Origin of the sequence: Streptomyces sp. NPDC088387 (assembly GCF_044753385.1) — a bacterium.
GTDB lineage: Bacteria > Actinomycetota > Actinomycetes > Streptomycetales > Streptomycetaceae > Streptomyces.
This window is the reverse complement of sequence record NZ_JBIVNC010000003.1, coordinates 705,907-723,952: the sequence shown is the minus strand read 5'-3', so window position 1 is coordinate 723,952 and position 18,046 is coordinate 705,907. Positions and strand designations below refer to the sequence as shown.

Annotated in this window: 17 protein-coding genes; 4 read left to right on the top strand and 13 right to left on the bottom strand. The window is 70.7% G+C overall.

Translation table 11 applies throughout. From position 1 onward, the window contains the following. Positions 1–7: 7 nt before the first annotated feature. On the top strand, positions 8–1,369 hold the full coding sequence (gene cseC, locus ACIQAC_RS11430) for a two-component system sensor histidine kinase CseC (RefSeq protein WP_402189217.1): 1,362 nt from the start codon (positions 8–10) through the stop codon (positions 1,367–1,369). A gap of 317 nt (positions 1,370–1,686) precedes the next feature. On the opposite strand, the gene ACIQAC_RS11425 is transcribed toward cseC, so the two are convergent. Then, a complete protein-coding gene (locus tag ACIQAC_RS11425) occupies positions 1,687–3,279 on the bottom strand; it encodes an MDR family MFS transporter (protein WP_402189215.1) in 1,593 nt (530 codons plus the stop codon). A 132-nt stretch (positions 3,280–3,411) separates the two neighbouring features. Between ACIQAC_RS11425 and ACIQAC_RS11420 the strand changes: the two genes are divergently transcribed. After that, positions 3,412–4,026, top strand: coding sequence for a TetR/AcrR family transcriptional regulator (locus tag ACIQAC_RS11420; RefSeq protein WP_402189213.1), 615 nt, complete (start codon positions 3,412–3,414; stop codon positions 4,024–4,026). 75 nt (positions 4,027–4,101) lie between these two features. On the opposite strand, the gene ACIQAC_RS11415 is transcribed toward ACIQAC_RS11420, so the two are convergent. Beyond that, the gene (locus ACIQAC_RS11415) at positions 4,102–4,749 is read right to left on the bottom strand and encodes a M23 family metallopeptidase (RefSeq protein ID WP_402189211.1); all 648 of its coding nucleotides are present in this window, start codon (positions 4,747–4,749) and stop codon (positions 4,102–4,104) included. Positions 4,750–5,194: 445 nt separating this feature from the next. On the opposite strand from ACIQAC_RS11415, the gene ACIQAC_RS11410 reads away from it, so the two are divergent. Further along, entirely contained in the window at positions 5,195–5,839 is a 645-nt protein-coding gene (locus tag ACIQAC_RS11410; protein WP_402189210.1) for an HAD family acid phosphatase, read from the top strand. Positions 5,840–5,958: 119 nt separating this feature from the next. On the opposite strand, the gene ACIQAC_RS11405 is transcribed toward ACIQAC_RS11410, so the two are convergent. Next, the gene (locus ACIQAC_RS11405) at positions 5,959–8,484 is read right to left on the bottom strand and encodes an ATP-dependent Clp protease ATP-binding subunit (protein ID WP_402189208.1); all 2,526 of its coding nucleotides are present in this window, start codon (positions 8,482–8,484) and stop codon (positions 5,959–5,961) included. A gap of 431 nt (positions 8,485–8,915) precedes the next feature. Between ACIQAC_RS11405 and ACIQAC_RS11400 the strand changes: the two genes are divergently transcribed. Beyond that, a complete protein-coding gene (locus ACIQAC_RS11400; RefSeq protein ID WP_402189206.1) occupies positions 8,916–9,620 on the top strand; it encodes an SCO3374 family protein in 705 nt (234 codons plus the stop codon). Here the strand turns inward: ACIQAC_RS11400 and ACIQAC_RS11395 are convergent. The 10 genes from ACIQAC_RS11395 to ACIQAC_RS11350 form a co-directional block, all read right to left on the bottom strand. After that, complete coding sequence (locus ACIQAC_RS11395; RefSeq protein WP_402189205.1) at positions 9,599–9,934, bottom strand: Lsr2 family protein; 336 nt, start codon at positions 9,932–9,934, stop codon at positions 9,599–9,601. The two genes, ACIQAC_RS11400 and ACIQAC_RS11395, sit on opposite strands and share 22 nt — an antisense overlap. Positions 9,935–10,159: 225 nt before the next feature. Beyond that, positions 10,160–10,702: an amino-acid N-acetyltransferase gene (locus ACIQAC_RS11390; protein WP_402189203.1), complete on the bottom strand. Its 543-nt coding sequence runs from the start codon at positions 10,700–10,702 to the stop codon at positions 10,160–10,162. A 9-nt stretch (positions 10,703–10,711) separates the two neighbouring features. Next, positions 10,712–11,134 (bottom strand): BlaI/MecI/CopY family transcriptional regulator, encoded by a 423-nt coding sequence (locus tag ACIQAC_RS11385; RefSeq protein WP_402189201.1) that lies wholly within the window; start codon positions 11,132–11,134, stop codon positions 10,712–10,714. Between the two features lie 136 nt (positions 11,135–11,270). Further along, complete coding sequence (locus tag ACIQAC_RS11380) at positions 11,271–11,450, bottom strand: hypothetical protein (RefSeq protein WP_402189200.1); 180 nt, start codon at positions 11,448–11,450, stop codon at positions 11,271–11,273. A gap of 47 nt (positions 11,451–11,497) precedes the next feature. Next, a complete protein-coding gene (locus ACIQAC_RS11375; RefSeq protein ID WP_402189325.1) occupies positions 11,498–12,148 on the bottom strand; it encodes a hypothetical protein in 651 nt (216 codons plus the stop codon). Between the two features lie 427 nt (positions 12,149–12,575). Then, positions 12,576–13,373, bottom strand: coding sequence for a type III pantothenate kinase (locus tag ACIQAC_RS11370; RefSeq protein ID WP_402189198.1), 798 nt, complete (start codon positions 13,371–13,373; stop codon positions 12,576–12,578). Between the two features lie 16 nt (positions 13,374–13,389). Next, entirely contained in the window at positions 13,390–14,370 is a 981-nt protein-coding gene (gene nadC / locus ACIQAC_RS11365) for a carboxylating nicotinate-nucleotide diphosphorylase (protein WP_402189197.1), read from the bottom strand. A gap of 5 nt (positions 14,371–14,375) precedes the next feature. Next, positions 14,376–16,097 (bottom strand): L-aspartate oxidase, encoded by a 1,722-nt coding sequence (locus ACIQAC_RS11360; RefSeq protein WP_402189196.1) that lies wholly within the window; start codon positions 16,095–16,097, stop codon positions 14,376–14,378. Then, positions 16,094–17,086: a pantoate--beta-alanine ligase gene (panC, locus tag ACIQAC_RS11355; RefSeq protein WP_402189194.1), complete on the bottom strand. Its 993-nt coding sequence runs from the start codon at positions 17,084–17,086 to the stop codon at positions 16,094–16,096. Before panC ends, ACIQAC_RS11360 begins: the two co-directional genes overlap by 4 nt. After that, on the bottom strand, positions 17,083–18,012 hold the full coding sequence (locus tag ACIQAC_RS11350; RefSeq protein ID WP_402189192.1) for a Rossmann-like and DUF2520 domain-containing protein: 930 nt from the start codon (positions 18,010–18,012) through the stop codon (positions 17,083–17,085). The genes panC and ACIQAC_RS11350 overlap by 4 nt, the downstream gene beginning before the upstream one ends. Positions 18,013–18,046 lie beyond the last annotated feature (34 nt).

Genomic DNA, 18,046 nt, shown 5'->3' with positions numbered 1-18,046 from the left:
ACAGATCATGCGGGGGACCCTCCGCCGTATGGTTCCGGTGCGCGTGGACCGCACCGGGATCCGTACGGGGCTCAGATGGAAGCTCAGCGCCGCGATCGCGCTGGTCGGCGCGCTGGTCGCGATCGCGCTCAGCCTGGTCGTGCACAACGCCGCCCGGGTGTCGATGCTGGACAACGCGCGCGATCTCGCCGACGAGCGGGTGCAGATCGCGCAGCGCAACTACGAGCTGTCCGGGCGGCCCAACTTCCCCGGCGTGAAGATCGACGACATGGATCTGCCGCCGGAGCTGCGGAAGAAGGTCGAGGAGGGTCGCCGGGCCACCTATGTGGCGGACGGCGACGGCGGGGCGCCGGACATCTGGGCGGCCGTACCGCTCAAGGACGGGCATGTGATGTCCCTGCACACCGGGTTCACCGACCGCAGTACCGACATCCTGAAGGATCTCGACCAGGCCCTGTTCATCGGCTCGATCGCGGTGGTCCTCGGCGGCAGCGCGATCGGGGTGCTGATCGGGGCGCAGTTGTCGCGCCGGCTGCGCAAGGCCGCGTACGCCGCGAACCGGGTCGCCAAGGGCGACACCGAGGTGCAGGTCCGGGAGGCCATCGGCGGGGTCGTCCGGGACGAGACCGACGATCTGGCGCGGGCCGTGGACGCGATGGCCGACGCGCTGCGCCAGCGTCTTGAGGCCGAGCGCCGGGTCACGGCCGACATCGCGCACGAGCTGCGGACGCCGGTGACCGGACTGCTCACCGCGGCCGAGCTGCTGCCGCCGGGCCGGCCCACCGAGCTGGTCCTGGACCGGGCCAAGGCGATGCGGACGCTGGTGGAGGACGTGCTGGAGGTGGCCCGGCTCGACGGGGCCTCGGAGCGGGCCGAGTTGCAGGACATCATGCTCGGCGAGTTCGTCGCCCGGCGCGTCGCGGTGAAGGACCCGGCGATCCGGGTGGCCGTGGTGCACGAGTCGGAGGTCACCACCGATCCGCGGCGCCTGGAGCGGGTGCTGTTCAACCTGCTCGCGAACGCCGCCCGGCACGGCCGCCCGCCCATAGAGGTCACCGTCGAGGGCCGGGTCATAAGAGTCCGCGACCACGGGCCCGGCTTCCCCGAGCATCTGCTCGACGAGGGCCCCAGCCGGTTCCGTACCGGCAGCCAGGACCGGGCCGGCGTCGGACACGGCCTCGGCCTGACCATCGCGGCCGGCCAGGCCCGGGTCCTCGGCGCCCGGCTGACCTTCCGCAACGTCCGGCCGCCCGGCGCCCCCGACCACATACCGTCCGAGGGTGCCGTCGCCGTGCTGTGGCTGCCGGAGCACGCGCCGACGAACACCGGCAGCCATCCGATGCTGCCGCTGTCGGGCGACCAGGCGTAGTCCGCGGCGCGCGGTGCGTGGGGTACCTGGCCGACGCCGAGCCCGGACACCGATGCCGACGCCGACGCCGCCGTAACGCAGACGGGCGGGGCGTGACGGTCACCCGTCACGCCCCGCTCCACCGTCGCCGCCACCGTCCTACGGGCCCGGCCCGGCGCCGCCCCCACCGTCGTACCGGCGGGCCCCCGCTGTTCGTGCCGGCGGGCCTCCGCCGTTCGTACTGGCGGGCCTCCGCCGTTCGTACTGGCGGGCCCCCACCGCTCGTACCGGCGGGCCTTTGCCGTCGTACCGGCGGGCCTTCGCCGTCGTACCGGACGTCAGACCGTCTCGGTCACCGGGAGCGATGCCGCGGCCGCGTTCTTCGGTCCGGTCTCGTCGGCCGACGCCTCCTTCGGGCCCGCGCCCCGCAGCGGCACCTCCTTCACGAAGAACGCCGCCACCAGTACGACCAGGGCCACACCGGCACCGACCAGGAACGCCGTGTGCGTGCCCGCCGAGACCGCGTACTGGTACGCCTCCCTGGCCGCGGCCGGCAGCTTGGCGAGGCTGGCCGCGTCGAGCTGTGCGGACTGCTCGGTCACCTTCGAACCCAGGTCCCCGGCCCGCTCGGACATCACGTCCAGGACGCGGTTGTTGAACAGCGCGCCCATGATCGCGACACCGAAGGAGGAGCCGAGGGTGCGGAAGAGGGTCGCGGAGGAGGACGCGACGCCCATGTCCTTCATCTCCACGCTGTTCTGCGCGACCAGCATCGTGATCTGCATCAGACAGCCCATGCCGAGTCCGAGTACGGCCATGTAGACGCCGGACGTCAGACGCGAGGTCCCGGTGTCCATCTGGGCCAGCAGGAACATACCCACGACCATGAACACCCCGCCGGCCAGCGGGAAGATCTTGTAGCGCCCGGTGTTCGTGGTGACCCGTCCGGCCACCATCGACGTCACCAGCATCGCGCCCAGCATCGGCAGGAGCAGCAGACCGGAGTTGGTCGCGGACGCGCCCTGCACGGACTGCTGGTAGAGCGGCAGGAACAGCGTCGCGCCGAACATCACGAACCCGGTGACGAAGCCGATGACCGCCATCAGCGTGAAGTTGCGGTTGCGGAAGATGTGCAGCGGCAGGATCGGCTCGGCGGCCTTCGTCTGCCAGTACACGAACCCGACGAGAGCGGCCACGCCGATCCCGATCAGCTCCATGATCCGCGCGGACGTCCACGCGTACTCCGTGCCGCCCCAGGTGGTGACCAGCACGATCGCGGTGATGCCGACCGTCAGCAGCGCCGCGCCCGGGTAGTCGATACGGGCCTGCGACCGCTTCTTCGGCAGGTGCAGTACGGCGATGACGAGGGCCAGGGCCACGATGCCGAGCGGCAGGTTGATGTAGAAGGCCCAGCGCCAGCCCCAGTTGTCGGTGATGGTGCCGCCGACCAGCGGTCCGCCGATCATCGCGAGCGCCATGACGCCGGCCATCATGCCCTGGTACTTGCCGCGCTCACGGGGCGAGACGAGGTCGCCGATGATCGCCATGACGCCGACCAGCAGACCGCCGGCGCCCAGACCCTGCACCGCGCGGAACCCGATCAGCTGACCCATGTCCTGTGCCATGCCGCTGAGCGCGGAGCCGGCCAGGAAGATCACGATCGAGGCGAGGAAGGAGCCCTTGCGCCCATAAAGGTCACCGAGCTTGCCCCAGATCGGGGTGGAGGCGGCGGTGGCCAGGGTGTACGCGGTCACCACCCAGGAGAGATGCTCCAGCCCGCCGAGCTCTCCGACGATCGTCGGCATCGCCGTACCGATGATCATGTTGTCCAGCATCGCGAGCATCATCGCGATCATCAGCGCGAGTATGACGACCCGCACACTCCTGGGCTCCTTGCCCGTCTCCGTCTCCGCCATCGCTGTGTCCGCCATCGCTCCCACTCCCCCAAGCTGCGCTACTTACTTGCCGCCCGGCTAGTTCTCAACGACGATGAAGCTACTGGCGCAACTAGCCGGGCGTCAAGTAAGTTTTGTGGAAAGTGCTGAAGTAGGAGGATGGGCGCCATGGCCGGTACCACGGAGGGCACCAAGCAGCGGCGTCGCGGGGACACCCGCCAGCGCATCCAGGACATCGCACTGGAGCTCTTCGCCGAACAGGGCTACGAGAAGACGTCCCTGCGGGAGATCGCCGAACGCCTCGACGTCACGAAGGCGGCGCTCTACTACCACTTCAAGACGAAGGAAGAGATCATCGTCAGCCTCTTCGAGGACCTGACGAAGCCGATCGAGGACCTGATCGACTGGGGCAAGCAGCAGCCGCACACCCTGGAGACCAAGCGGGAGATCCTCGGGCGCTACAACCAGGCCCTGACGGACGCGGCGCCCCTGTTCCGCTTTATGCAGGAGAACCAGGCGACGCTACGGGAGCTGAGCATCGGCGAGACGTTCAAGTCCCGCATGATGGGCATGCGGGACATCATCGTCGACCCGGACGCAGAGCTGGTCGACCAGGTTCGCTGCATGAGCGCGCTGTTCACGATGCACGCCAGCATGTTCATGCTGCGGGAGATCGAGGGCAACCCCGAGGAGAAGCGCAGGGCCGTCCTCGAGGTCGCGATCGACCTGGTGACCCAGGCCCACGGCGGCGCGGACCGCGAGGACCGGTCACCTGCGGGGTGACCGGCTCGTCTGCGGGGTGACCGGCTGACGGAGCGACCGGCCTACGGCGGAGTGCCGGGGCAGCCCCTCAGGCCCTCAGACGCTCAGGCCCTTGGCGCGCAGGAACGCGACCGGGTCGATGGCCGTGCCGTAGTTGGCCGTCTTGCGGATCTCGAAGTGCAGGTGCGGACCGCTGGAGTTGCCGGTGTTGCCGGACAGGGCGATCTTCTGGCCGGTCTTGACGATCTGGCCGACCTTCACCTCGACGCGCGACAGGTGCGCGTACTGGGAGTACGTGCCGTTGCCGTGCTTGATGACGACGGCGTTGCCGTAGGCCGGGCCGTCACCGGCGCCGTTGCCGCCGGCCTTGACGACGGTGCCGCCGTGGGCGGCGTAGACCTTGGTGCCGCTCGGCACGGCGAAGTCCTGGCCGCTGTGGGTGGACTGCCACATGGCGCCGTTCTGGTGGAAGCTGGCGCTCTTCGTGTACTTCTTCACCGGCTTGACCCACGAGGGAGCCGAGGCGGCCTTGGCGGCCTTGGCGGCCTTTGTGACCGTCGCGGCCTTGGCCGCCGGCGCCGCGGCGGGCGCGGCGGGCGCCTTCGCGGGCGCGGCCTGAGCCTCGACGGCGGCCGCGACACCGACCCCCAGTACGACCGAGGTCCCCAGTCCCGCGGCCAGCACGGCGGCGCGGGTGCGGAGCAGGGACGTACGGGAAGAACGGGACGTGACGCGCTGGAACATCTCAACCTCATGGGGACGGGGACAGAAAAGCCACCCGGCGCGGGGACACCCGCCGGATGAGCAGATCCCTTGGTACCCCCGACCCCCAGCACCCCCCAAACGTGTGATCTACGACGAAAATTAGTAGTTGTACGCCAATCCAAACGTCCCTTGACAGAGGGCCCATCAGGGACGAATCCGCCCAGGATGGCGTATGTCCATAAAAGATTCCAGGCCTTTAGTCCGTTTTGCCCGAATGAAGATCTCCACTATTCCCTGTAGTAACGGACAAATCACCTGTGCGGCATGTCACCGCGCCCCGAGATCAAGAGGCTGCGCGATGTGACCGGCACTACGCCGCGCCTACCGTCCAGTAACCCCACGGTTCCCCGGCCGCCACTCTTGGGCAGCATCATGCACACGACACTTCGCAGCGCACCTCCCGACCCGAGAGGACCCCCCACCCATGACAAGCCGACGCCCCTGGACCCGTCGTACGGCCGTGACCGCTGTCGCCGCGGCCGCCCTCGTCGCCCTGGCCGCCCCGGTCGAGGCCGCCACGAGCACGGGCACGGGCACGGGCACCACCACCGTCGCCGCCACGGCCGCGACGGCGGACGTCGACTACGCCACCTGGCAGAAGGACTGCCAGGCCGTGATGAACCAGGCGCTGCCCTACGTGAAGGACCGCATCGCGCAGGCCAGGCCGGGCGAGAAGCAGGCGCTGGTGCTCGACATCGACAACACCAGCCTGGAGACCGACTTCGGCTTCAGCTTCCCCCAGCCGGCCAACAAGCCGGTCCTGGAGGTCGCCGAGTACGCCCAGGAGCACGGCGTCGACCTCTTCTTCGTGACGGCCCGCCCCGGCATCATCTACCTGCCCACCGAGTACAACCTCGACGAGGCCGGCTACGAGGTCTCCGGCCTGTACGTACGCGGCTTCTTCGACCTCTTCAAAGACGTCGCCGCGTACAAGACCGCCCAGCGCGTCGACATCGAGAACAAGGGCTACACGATCATCGCGAACATCGGCAACAGCACCACCGACCTCTCGGGCGGCCACGCCGAGAAGACCTACAAACTCCCGGACTACGACGGCCAGCTGTCGTAGGTCCTGGCGCTGAGCCCGGACGACCGCGTCCGGGCATGCGAAAGGGGCCGGTGCTTCGAAAAGCACCGGCCCCTTTTTCAGCTCGCCCCCCGCGGGGGGTTCGGCTCGACCCCGGGGGGTCAGGCCTCCTTGCTCAGGTTCGGGCCCGCTCCGCCGGCCGCCTGCTCGATCGGCGGGACGTCCGGGAGGGCCGACTTCTCCTCGCCGCGGAAGGTGAAGGTGCGGTTCTCGCCCTCGCCCTCCGTGTCCACGACCACGATGTGGCCGGGGCGCAGCTCGCCGAAGAGGATCTTCTCGGACAGGGAGTCCTCGATCTCGCGCTGGATGGTCCGGCGCAGCGGCCGGGCGCCCAGCACGGGGTCGTAACCCTTCTCGGACAGCAGCTCCTTGGCGGACTGGGAGAGCTCGATGCCCATGTCCCGGTCCTTCAGGCGCTCGTCCACCTTGCCGACCATCAGGTCGACGATCCGCAGGATGTCGTCCTTGGTGAGCTGCGGGAAGACGACCACGTCGTCGACACGGTTGAGGAACTCGGGCCGGAAGTGCTGCTTGAGCTCGTCCGAGACCTTGTTCTTCATGCGCTCGTAGTTGGACTTGGTGTCGCCCTGGGCCGCGAAGCCCAGGTTGAAGCCCTTGGAGATGTCCCGGGTGCCGAGGTTGGTCGTCATGATGATGACCGTGTTCTTGAAGTCCACGACCCGGCCCTGGGAGTCGGTCAGGCGACCGTCCTCCAGGATCTGGAGCAGCGAGTTGAAGATGTCCGGGTGGGCCTTCTCCACCTCGTCGAAGAGGACGACGGAGAACGGCTTGCGGCGGACCTTCTCGGTCAGCTGCCCGCCCTCTTCGTAGCCCACGTAGCCGGGGGGCGAACCGAAGAGACGCGAGACCGTGTGCTTCTCGCTGAACTCCGACATGTCGAGGGAGATCAGCGCGTCCTCGTCACCGAAGAGGAACTCGGCGAGGGCCTTGGACAGCTCGGTCTTACCAACACCGGACGGGCCGGCGAAGATGAACGAGCCGCCGGGACGCTTCGGGTCCTTCAGACCCGCACGCGTACGACGGATCGCCTTCGACAGCGCCTTGACGGCGTCGACCTGGCCGATGACCCGCTTGTGGAGCTCGTCCTCCATGCGCAGCAGACGCGAGGACTCCTCCTCGGTCAGCTTGAAGACCGGAATGCCGGTGGCGGTCGCGAGGACCTCGGCGATCAGCTCGCCGTCGACCTCGGCGACGACGTCCATGTCGCCGGCCTTCCACTCCTTCTCGCGCTTGGCCTTCGCGGCGAGGAGCTGCTTCTCCTTGTCGCGCAGGGACGCGGCCTTCTCGAAGTCCTGCGAGTCGATCGCGGACTCCTTGTCCCGGCGGACACCGGCGATCTTCTCGTCGAACTCGCGCAGGTCCGGCGGCGCGGTCATCCGGCGGATGCGCATCCGGGAGCCGGCCTCGTCGATCAGGTCGATCGCCTTGTCCGGCAGGAAGCGGTCCGAGATGTACCGGTCGGCCAGCGTGGCGGCCTGGACGAGGGCCTCGTCGGTGATGGAGACCCGGTGGTGGGCCTCGTACCGGTCGCGCAGACCCTTGAGGATCTCGATGGTGTGCGGGAGCGAGGGCTCGGCGACCTGGATGGGCTGGAAGCGGCGCTCGAGGGCCGCGTCCTTCTCCAGGTGCTTGCGGTACTCGTCCAGCGTGGTGGCACCGATGGTCTGGAGCTCACCGCGGGCCAGCATCGGCTTCAGGATCGAGGCCGCGTCGATGGCACCCTCGGCGGCACCCGCACCGACCAGCGTGTGCAGCTCGTCGATGAACAGGATGATGTCGCCGCGCGTGCGGATCTCCTTGAGCACCTTCTTCAGGCGCTCCTCGAAGTCACCGCGGTAGCGGGAGCCGGCGACCAGCGCGCCGAGGTCGAGGGTGTAGAGGTGCTTGTCCTTGAGGGTCTCGGGCACCTCGCCCTTGACGATGGCCTGGGCGAGACCCTCCACGACGGCGGTCTTGCCGACGCCGGGCTCACCGATCAGGACCGGGTTGTTCTTCGTACGGCGGGACAGCACCTGCATGACCCGCTCGATCTCCTTCTCGCGCCCGATGACCGGGTCGAGCTTGGACTCACGAGCGGCCTGGGTGAGGTTCCGGCCGAACTGGTCGAGGACCAGGGACGTCGAGGGGGTGCCCTCCGCAGGGCCGCCGGCGGTGGCGGTCTCCTTGCCCTGGTAACCGGAGAGCAGCTGGATCACCTGCTGCCGCACACGGTTGAGATCAGCGCCCAGCTTGACCAGGACCTGGGCGGCGACGCCCTCGCCCTCACGGATCAGGCCGAGCAGGATGTGCTCCGTGCCGATGTAGTTGTGGCCCAGCTGAAGGGCCTCGCGGAGCGACAGCTCCAGGACCTTCTTGGCACGAGGAGTGAAGGGGATGTGCCCGGACGGGGCCTGCTGGCCCTGACCGATGATCTCCTCCACCTGCTGACGGACCGCCTCAAGCGAAATGCCGAGGCTCTCCAGGGCCTTTGCGGCGACACCCTCACCCTCGTGGATCAGGCCCAGGAGGATGTGCTCGGTGCCGATGTAGTTGTGGTTGAGCATCCGGGCTTCTTCCTGAGCCAGGACGACAACCCGCCGCGCGCGGTCGGTGAACCTCTCGAACATCGTTAATCGCTCCTCAGAGCGGTCAGGCAGTGGGGGGAACTTCCCCTCCCTGTCCTTCCGCAGCTTAGTCCCGCAAGCGGGGACCGCTCATTCCAACTGCCGACACCGTCGATGGCCTCCTGACCCCGAACGCCGACATCTGCTCCAACCTGATGGTGCGAGACGATGTTCCCGCAGGCCAGGCAGTTACCCCCACCACCAGTACGCCGATGGCGAACGTGAGACGGCCCTTCACTGCGTGTCGCCCCCTCTCACTAGGGATGTCTTACCCGCAGCCACGGACAGTCCATGCCGCGCACCCCGGTTCCCTCCGCTACGGGCGAACAACCTTGCGCCGCCCGGCACCCCCGCACGCCCCCTTTTCACGCACCGTACGCATTCGCACGTACACCCAGCGTAACTCTCGCGCTCCCGGACCGGTTGCACTTGGCATGGTTGCCGCCTTCCGTCCGAACGGCACTGCCGTCCCCGCCCCCACCGTCCCCGCCCCGCGCCGGCCGTCCGGGAGGGGCGACGCGGTCAGGCGGTGGTACGAGCGGGACCTGGGCTGGCCGACGGCACCCGGCGATCCGGTACGGCTGCGGGTGGGCGCGCGCTTCGACGTCCTGGACGTGCCGGCCGAGGCGGGCCGGGCCGCGCTGCGGCACCTGGTCCCGGGTTCGCCGGTGGCCGTGCGGGGCGACCGGCTGCGGCTGCTGGTGGCCGCGGGCAGCGCGGAGGAGCTTCCGGGGCTGCTGGAGTGGCTGGAGTGGGGCACGCTGGCGCTGGACCTGGTGGGGATCGGCGCGGGCGGGCTGATGCGGGCACCGCTGCCGCCGCGTTCCCCGGAATCCGGGAACGTGCCCGGTCCGTCGGGGGTCACCGGCTCGCTGCCCGACGCCGGCGTCGGGGGCGGCTCAGCCGCTCTGGGGATTCCCGCCGCGCGGGCGGGCCGTCCGGACACCTTGCAGGGGGCCGCCGTGTGGCTGCGGCCCCCCGAGCCGGGGTGCGAGGTCGAGGCCTCGCTGCCGACGCTGTCGGCCGTGCGGGGCGCTGGGGGCGCCCCCGATTTCGTACGACTGGTGGACACGGTGGCCAACCACTGCCACCGCATCCGCCTGCGCCGCTCGAGCACTCAGGCGTTGGCCTTCTCGTAGGCCTCGCGAATGGTCGCGGGAACACGGCCGCGGTCGTTGACGTCGAAGCCGTTGTCCTTGGCCCACGCGCGGATCGCCGCGGTGTCCTGGCTGCCGCCGGAAGCGGCGCGCGCCTTTCCACGCCCGGTCGAAGCGCGGCCACCGGTACGCCGGCCACCCTTCACATAGGGCTCAAGAAGACCGCGCAGCTTGTCCGCATTAGCCGTCGTGAGATCGATCTCGTACGTCTTGCCGTCCAGCGCGAACGTCACCGTCTCGTCCGCCTCGCCGCCGTCGAGGTCGTCGACAAGAAGGACCTGAACCTTCTGTGCCACCGGATTTCCTTTCATCGATAACGTGAGGGCCGGGGTGTGCGGCGTCCGCCGTTTCGCCGCTCCCCTGTTATATGCACTACTGCACTACGTCGGAAAGCAAACCGCTTTTGCTGGAAAAACACAAACCCCTGGGAGAGACTCACACGCCCGACCCTGCCCGGAAACGTGCGCGTTTCGGACATAGGGAACCTGGGCAAGGGGTGTGGGCGGAATATGCCGGGTCGCTCACAGATGCAGCAGCATCCGGCTGTTGCCCAAGGTGTTCGGTTTCACTCGTTCGAGACCGAGGAACTCGGCGACGCCCTCGTCGTAAGAACGCAACAGCTCGGCGTAGACATCGGTGTCGACCGGAGTCTCGCCGATCTCCACGAAGCCGTGCCGGGCGAAGAAGTCCACTTCGAAGGTCAGACAGAAAACGCGGCGAACACCCAGCCAGCGCGCTGTGTCGAGCAACTTCTCCAGCAACTGATGGCCGACGCCGGCGCCCTTCAGGCCCGGCTTCACCGCGAGAGTGCGGACTTCCGCGAGATCTTCCCACATCACGTGCAGAGCGCCGCAGCCGACCACCTCGGCGTTGTCGTCGCGTTCCGCGACCCAGAACTCCTGGATGGACTCGTAAAGCGTCACCGTCGCTTTGTCGAGCAGGATCCGCTCGCGGGCGTACGCGTCAAGGAGTCGACGCACCACGGGCACATCACCGGTCCGGGCGCGCCGAACGGTGATGGCTTTAGCGGTGACTTCGGGGCTCTCTGCGCTCTGTGCGGACATGAACGGACGCTATCGCCCGCCGTCCTCGGGCGACGCGCCGGGGTTCTCACCGGCTTGTCCCGGTTCCGGTTCAACCGGCGTTTCCGGTCCCCGCGCGATCCGTACGGCGTCCGCGAGGGCGAGGCGCTGTTCCTCGCTCATCATGCCGAAGAACGCGACGAGAGCCGCTGCCGGGTTGTCGCTCTGCGCCCAGGCGTCGTTCATCAGGGCGGCGCTGTAGGCGGCCCTGGTGGAGACCGCCTCATATCGATAGGCCCGGCCTTCTGCCTCACGGCGCACCCAGCCCTTCTGATGGAGATTGTCCAAAACGGTCATCACCGTGGTGTAGGCGATGGACCGTTCCTGCTGAAGGTCTTCCAGGACTTCTCGAACAGTCACCGGGCGGTTCCACTTCCACACCCGCGTCATGACCGAGTCTTCGAGTTCTCCCAATGGGCGAGGCACAGCTCAGCACAATAGTGGGAGATCCCGGCATTGGCGTGCCGGACGTGCGCTTTCACCGGCAAACGGGAACAAAAAGGGCGTACGACTCGGGCGGTGAGCCCGGCGAGTCGTACGCCGTGTCGGGTCAGGCGTCGGTCTTGGCGGAGGACGTCTGGCCGCCCTCCACGCGCGCGAGGGCGGCGTCGACGGCCGCGTCCTCCTTGGCCTTCTGGGTCCCGCCCTGGGTCTTCACGATCACGCGGATGACACCGATGAAGAACACGGCCATGACGGCCGGGGGCAGGAGCGCGGAGACGTAGTCCATGGCTCCAGAGTAGACGCGGCCCCCGGGCCGCCCGGGACGGGGTGCGGTCAGCCGGCCGCGAGCTGCTGGGGCGGACCGGCGGGGGGCTGCGGCGGTTTGCGGCGCGGGAAGACCTCGCCGGGGGTCGGAATGGGGCGCCGCGCGGGTTCGGGCGTGGTGGGTGCCGGCTTGTCGGGCCGCTTCTCGGCGGGTTTCTTCTCCGCCGGCTTCTTCCCGGGCTCGGCGAGCTGCTCCGCGTCGTCCGCCAGACCGCCCGGAAGGGCCGTCAGACGTGCCCGGGAAAGCGGCACGGCCGGGGAGGCCGGTGCCCCCGTCCTGAGCGCCGTACGGCGGGCGAGGCGGGCGCGTACGTCGCGCTCGGCGAGTGTCCGGCAGCGGTCCAGGAGGGCCGCGGCCGCGGGGTTGCCGCGCAGGGCGCGCAGGGCGGCGAGGTCGTCGGGCACCGGCCGGTAGCCGGCGCCCAGCACCTCCTCCAGCAGCGTGAGATAGCCGCTGACGGTGCCGGGGAGGGCGGCACGGTATCGGGCGAGGTCGGCCACCAGGAAGGCCCGCAGCCGCGCGCCCTCACGCATCGCCTCGTCGAGCGACTCGGCGAGCCGGAGACATTCCTGGACGTCCTCGTCCGAAGCGCGGCCGGGGTGCAGGGTGAGGGCGAGCGCGCGTCTGACCACACGCAGCTCCTCCCCACCGAACGCCATGCCGCCACGGGATCCGAAAGGCGTGGGCATGCGGCGACGATACGCGCTAATCAGACAAACTCGGCATAGCGAGCGCGCGTGGCGCGACCAAGCCACCCACCCGGCCGCGCGGCAGCCGCAGGCAGGCATGCCGGTAGCCGCGAGCAGGCATGCCGGTAGCCGCGGGCAATCGTGCCGCAGAGCGGAGCCCCACCCGTCCGCAGCCGCGGGCAGTCGTGCCGCAGAGCGGAGCCCCGCCCGCCCGTCCGCAGCTGCGGGCAATCGTGCCGCAGGGCGGCACGGGTGGGCGCGGCTGCACCACGAAGGCGCCGGGCAGCGCCACCCACCCCCCACGCACCGCCACGCCGGCACCGCCACGCCGGCGCCACTGCAACGCGGGGCCGCGACACGCCGGACACCGCGACACGCAACGCCGGCGCCGCACGCCTCACATACGGGACACGTTCCGCTCGTACACCAACCGCAGCCCGATCAACGTCAACCACGGCTCGTGCTCGTCGATCACCGACGACTCCCCAAGCACCATCGGCGCCAGCCCACCCGTGGCGATCACCGTCACGTCCTCGGGATCGTCCGCGAGCTCCCGCGCCATCCGGTTCACCACACCGTCCACCTGCCCGGCGAACCCGTACACGATCCCCGACTGCATCGCCTCGACCGTGTTCTTGCCGATCACACTCCGCGGCCGCGCCACCTCGATCTTCCGCAGCTGCGCCCCCCGCACGCCGAGCGCCTCGACGGAGATCTCGATGCCCGGCGCGATGACCCCGCCGACGTACTCCCCGCGCACGCTGACCGCGTCGAACGTGGTCGCCGTACCGAAGTCCACGACGATCGCCGGACCGCCGTACAGCTCGACCGCCGCGACCGCGTTGATGATCCGGTCGGCGCCGACCTCCTTGGGGTTGTCGGTGAGGATCGGCACGCCCGTCTTGACGCCCGGTTCGACCAGTACGGCCGGCACGTCGCCGTAGTAGCGGCGGGTCACCTCCCGCAGTTCGTGCAGCACCGACGGCACGGTCGCGCAGATCGCGATCCCGTCGATGCCGTCGCCCAGCTCCTCGCCGAGCAGCGGGTGCATGCCCATGAGGCCCTGGAGCAGCACCGCCAGTTCGTCCGCGGTGCGGCGGGCGTCCGTGGAGATCCGCCAGTGCTCGACGATGTCCTCGCCGTCGAACAGGCCGAGCACCGTGTGCGTGTTGCCTACGTCGATCGTCAGCAGCATGACCGGTTCCCGCTCCCTACTCCGCCGCTCGCAGATCCAGACCGATGTCCAGGATCGGGGAGGAGTGCGTCAGGGCGCCCACGGCCAGGTAGTCGACGCCGGTGTCGGCGTACGCCTTGGCGTTGTCCAGGGTGAGCCGGCCGGACGCCTCCAGGGCGGCGCGGCCGTCGACGAGGGCGACGGCCTCCTCGCACTCGCCGGGCGTGAAGTTGTCCAGCAGGATCAGGTCGGCGCCCGCGTCCAGGACCTCGCGCAGCTGGTGCAGGGTGTCGACCTCGACCTCGATCGGCACGTCGGGGAAGTCCTCGCGGACCGCCTTGAAGGCCTGCGCCACGCCGCCCGCGGCGACCACGTGGTTGTCCTTGACGAGCGCCGCGTCGGACAGCGACATGCGGTGGTTGACGCCACCGCCGGCCCGTACGGCGAACTTCTCCAGCGCGCGCAGCCCCGGCGTGGTCTTGCGCGTGTCGCGGACCTTCGCCCGCGTGCCGTCCAGAACGTCCGCCCACGCGCGCGTGGCGGTCGCGATGCCCGACATGCGGCACAGGAGGTTGAGCGCGCTGCGCTCGGCGGTGAGCAGGTCGCGGGTGCGGGTGGTGACCGACAGCAGGGACTGCCCGGCCGACACGCGGTCGCCGTCCTCGACGTGCCGCTCGACCTCGAACTCGTCCGTGCAGACGACCGACAGGACCGCCTCGGCGACCCTCAGTCCGGCCACGACCCCGTCCTCGCGCGCCACGAAGTCGGCGGTGGCCACGGCGTCCTCGGGGATGGTCGCGACGGTCGTCACGTCCACGCCGCCCGCCAGGTCCTCCTGGACGGCGACGTTGGCGATGTCCTCGACCTCCAGGGGGTCGAGTCCGGCGTCCGCCAGGAGCTGGGCGAGCGCGGGGTCCAGGCCGCACTCTGCGTATTCCTCGTGCTCCTCGTCGGCGCCGCAGGCGCAGCCGTCGCCGCAGCCGCCTCCTTGGGCGAGGGGAAGGTCGGGGGTGCTCACTACGCTCACTGCTCCTGGGATGGCCGGTACTGCCGGGTCGGGGGGAAGTCTGCGGTATCCGTGGTGTGCACGGCGAGCGTGCGGTCCGGATTCAGCCGTACGACGATGTGGCGGTGCCACGCGTGGTCGTCGCGCTCGGCGTGATCCTCCCGCCAGTGGCAGCCGCGTGTCTCCTCGCGCAGGCGGGCGGCGGCGACCAGGACGCGGGCCACGCAGAGCAGGTTGGTCGCCTCCCAGGTGTCGACGCCGGGCTCGGCGGTCTTGCCCTGCTCGGCGAGTGCCTCGCGCGCGTCGGCGTGCAGCCGGTCGATCTGTTCGGCGGCCCTGGCGAGGGAGTCCGCGGAGCGCAGGACGCCGGCGCCCTCGGTCATGGTCCGCTGGATGGAGAAACGATCCTCGGGGGCGAGCAGCGGGTGCTCGGGCACCTCGGGGTGCGGCACCGGATCCGGCACGCGCGCGTGCAGGCCGTTGTGCGCCCGGCGGGCCGTGATGTCGGCGGCGATGCGCTCGGCGTAGACCAGGCCCTCCAGGAGGGAGTTGGAGGCCAGGCGGTTCGCGCCGTGCACGCCGGTGCAGGCGACCTCGCCGCACGCGTACAGACCGGGGACGGTCGTCCGGCCGCGAGCGTCCGCGCGGACACCGCCGGAGGCGTAGTGGGCGGCCGGGGCGATCGGGATCGGCTCGTGGACCGGGTCGATGCCGTGGGCGCGGCAGGCGGCCAGGATCGTCGGGAAGCGGTGCTCCCACATGTCGGCGCCGAAGTGCCGGGCGTCGAGGTACATGTGCTCGGCGTCCTGCTCCTGCATACGGCGCATGATGCCCTTGGCGACGATGTCCCGGGGCGCGAGCTCGGCCAACTCGTGCTGCCCGACCATGAAGCGCACGCCGTCGGCGTCGACCAGGTGCGCGCCCTCGCCCCGTACGGCCTCGGAGACCAGGGGCTGCTGGCCCTCCGCGTCCGGGCCGAGGAAGAGCACGGTGGGGTGGAACTGGACGAACTCAAGATCGCTGACCTCGGCGCCCGCGCGGAGCGCGAGAGCCACGCCGTCGCCGGTGGACACGGACGGGTTGGTGGTCGCGGAGAACACCTGGCCCATGCCGCCGGTCGCGAGCACCACCGCGGGCGCGTGCACGGCGCCCACGCCGTCGTGCTGGCCCTCGCCCATGACGTGCAGGGTCACGCCCGCCGTACGGCCTTCCGCGTCCGTCAGGAGGTCGAGCACCAGCGCGTTCTCGACCGTCCGAAGTCCCCGCGCGCGTACCGCCTCGACGAGGGCCCGGGAGATCTCGGCGCCGGTCGCGTCGCCGCCCGCGTGGGCGATGCGCCGCCGGTGGTGGCCGCCCTCGCGGGTCAGCTCCAGCAGGCCTTCCTCGGACTCGTCGAAGTGCGCGCCGGTCTCGATCAGCCGCCGTACCGCGTCGGGGCCCTCCGTGACGAGGATCCGTACGGCCTCCTCGTCGCACAGGCCCGCGCCCGCCACCAGCGTGTCGGCCAGGTGCTGTTCCGGCGTGTCGCCGTCGCCCAGGGCCGCGGCGATACCGCCCTGCGCCCAACGGGTGGAGCCGTCGTCGAGCATCGCCTTGGTGACGACGACCGTGCTGAGGCCGGCCGCCTGGCAGCGCAGGGCGGCGGTGAGGCCGGCCACGCCGGAGCCGACGACCACGACGTCCGCGTCGATCGACCAGCCCGGGGCGGGCGCGTGCAGTCGTATGCCTGTGCTGGTCACGAGGCGGCTCCGAAGGTCAGGGGCAGGTTGTCGATCAGCCGGGTCGCACCGACCCGGGCCGCGACGGCGAGCACGGCCTCGCCGGTGAAGTCGTGCTCGATCTCCGTGAAGTCGGAGGGGTCGATCAGCGCCAGGTAGTCCAGTGCGAGCGGCGGGTCGAGGCGGGCGGCCTCGTCCAGGACCAGCCGGGCCGCCGCGCGGACGGCCGCAGGGCCGCCGGGGCGGGCCTTGGCGACGGCGTGCGCGTCGGCCGCCGCGCGGGACTCGCCGATCGCGCTGAGCGCCTCCGCACGCGCGCGGGTGGCGGGCACCTCACGCGCCCTCGCGCGCAGCGCCTCCTGGGCGGCGTGCCGGTCGGCGCCCGCGAACAGCGCGGCGGACAGGGCGAGCGCGGTGCGCCGCTCCCGGGGCGAGAGGTAGCGGTTGCGGCTGGACAGGGCGAGCCCGTCGTCCTCCCGCACGGTCGGTACGGCGACGATCTCCACACCGAAGTTCAGGTCCCGCACCATGCGGCGGATCATGGCGAGCTGCTGGGCGTCCTTCTGCCCGAAGAACGCCACGTCGGGCCGGGTGAGGTGGAGCAGCTTGGCGACGACCGTGAGGACGCCGTCGAAGTGCCCGGGGCGCGAGGCGCCCTCCAGGCGTTCTCCCATGGGGCCCGCGCTGATCCGCACCTGCGGTTCGCCACCCGGGTAGACCTCGTCCACCGAGGGTGCGAAGACCACGTCCGCGCCGGCCAGCCCGGCGAGCTTGACGTCGGCCTCCAGGGTGCGCGGATAGCGGTCGAGGTCCTCGCCCTCGCCGAACTGCAACGGGTTCACGAAGACCGTCACGACGACCTCGCCCTGCGGGCCCGCGATCTCCCGCGCGGTGCGCACGAGGGTGGCGTGTCCGTCGTGCAGGGCGCCCATGGTCATTACGACGGCGCGGCGCCCGGCACGCGCGCGTGCGTGCAGTTCGTCGGCGGTGCGCAGCACGGTGGTGGTCATCGGGCGTCTCCTTCGGCGCCGGTGGACTCGTCGGCGAGCACCCCGAGAAGGTCCTCCGCGAACTCCGGCTTCAGCAGCCCGTGCGCGAGCGCCCGGTCGGCGGTGGCCCGCGCCATGGCGAGATATCCGGCGACGGTCTGGGGGGCGTGCCGGCGCAGTTCGGAGACGTGTGCGGCGACGGTGCCCGCGTCCCCGCGCGCGACGGGTCCGGTCAGTGCCGCGTCGCCGGAGCGCAGCGCGTTGTCGAGGGCGGCGCCGAGCAGCGGGCCGAGCATCCGGTCGGGCGCCTCGACGCCGGCCGTGCGCAGCAGCTCCATGGCCTGCGCGACCAGGGTGACGAGGTGGTTGGCGCCCAGCGCGAGTGCCGCGTGGTAGAGCGGGCGGTTCTCCTCGGAGATCCACTCCGGCTCGCCGCCCATCTCGATGACGAGGGCCTCGGCGGCCATCCGCAGTTCGACGGGCGCGGTGACGCCGAAGGAGCAGCCGGCCAGGCGCTGGACGTCGACGGGTGTGCCGGTGAAGGTCATCGCCGGGTGCAGGGCCAGCGGCAGGGCGCCCGCGCGCAGCGCCGGGTCCAGGACCCGCGAGCCGTAGCGCCCGGAGGTGTGCACGAGGAGCTGACCGGGACGGACGGCACCGGTCTCGGCGAGGCCGGACACCAGACCGGGCAGGGCGTCGTCCGGCACGGTCAGCAGCACCAGTTCGGCCCGCGCGAGCACCTCGGCCGGGGTGACGACCGGCACGTCGGGCAGCATCAGCGCGGCCCGCTTCCTGGAGGTGTCGGACACTCCGGAGACGGCGACCGGGCGGTGCCCGGCGAGTTGCAGGGACGCGGCGAGCGCGGGGCCCACCCGGCCGGCGCCGACGACGCCTACGGTAAGCCTCGCGGGGCGGTCCCTGGGGTCTGGCTGTTGGACTGTACTCACGCGACGGCGGCCTTCCCGTTCCAGTCCGCTCTGG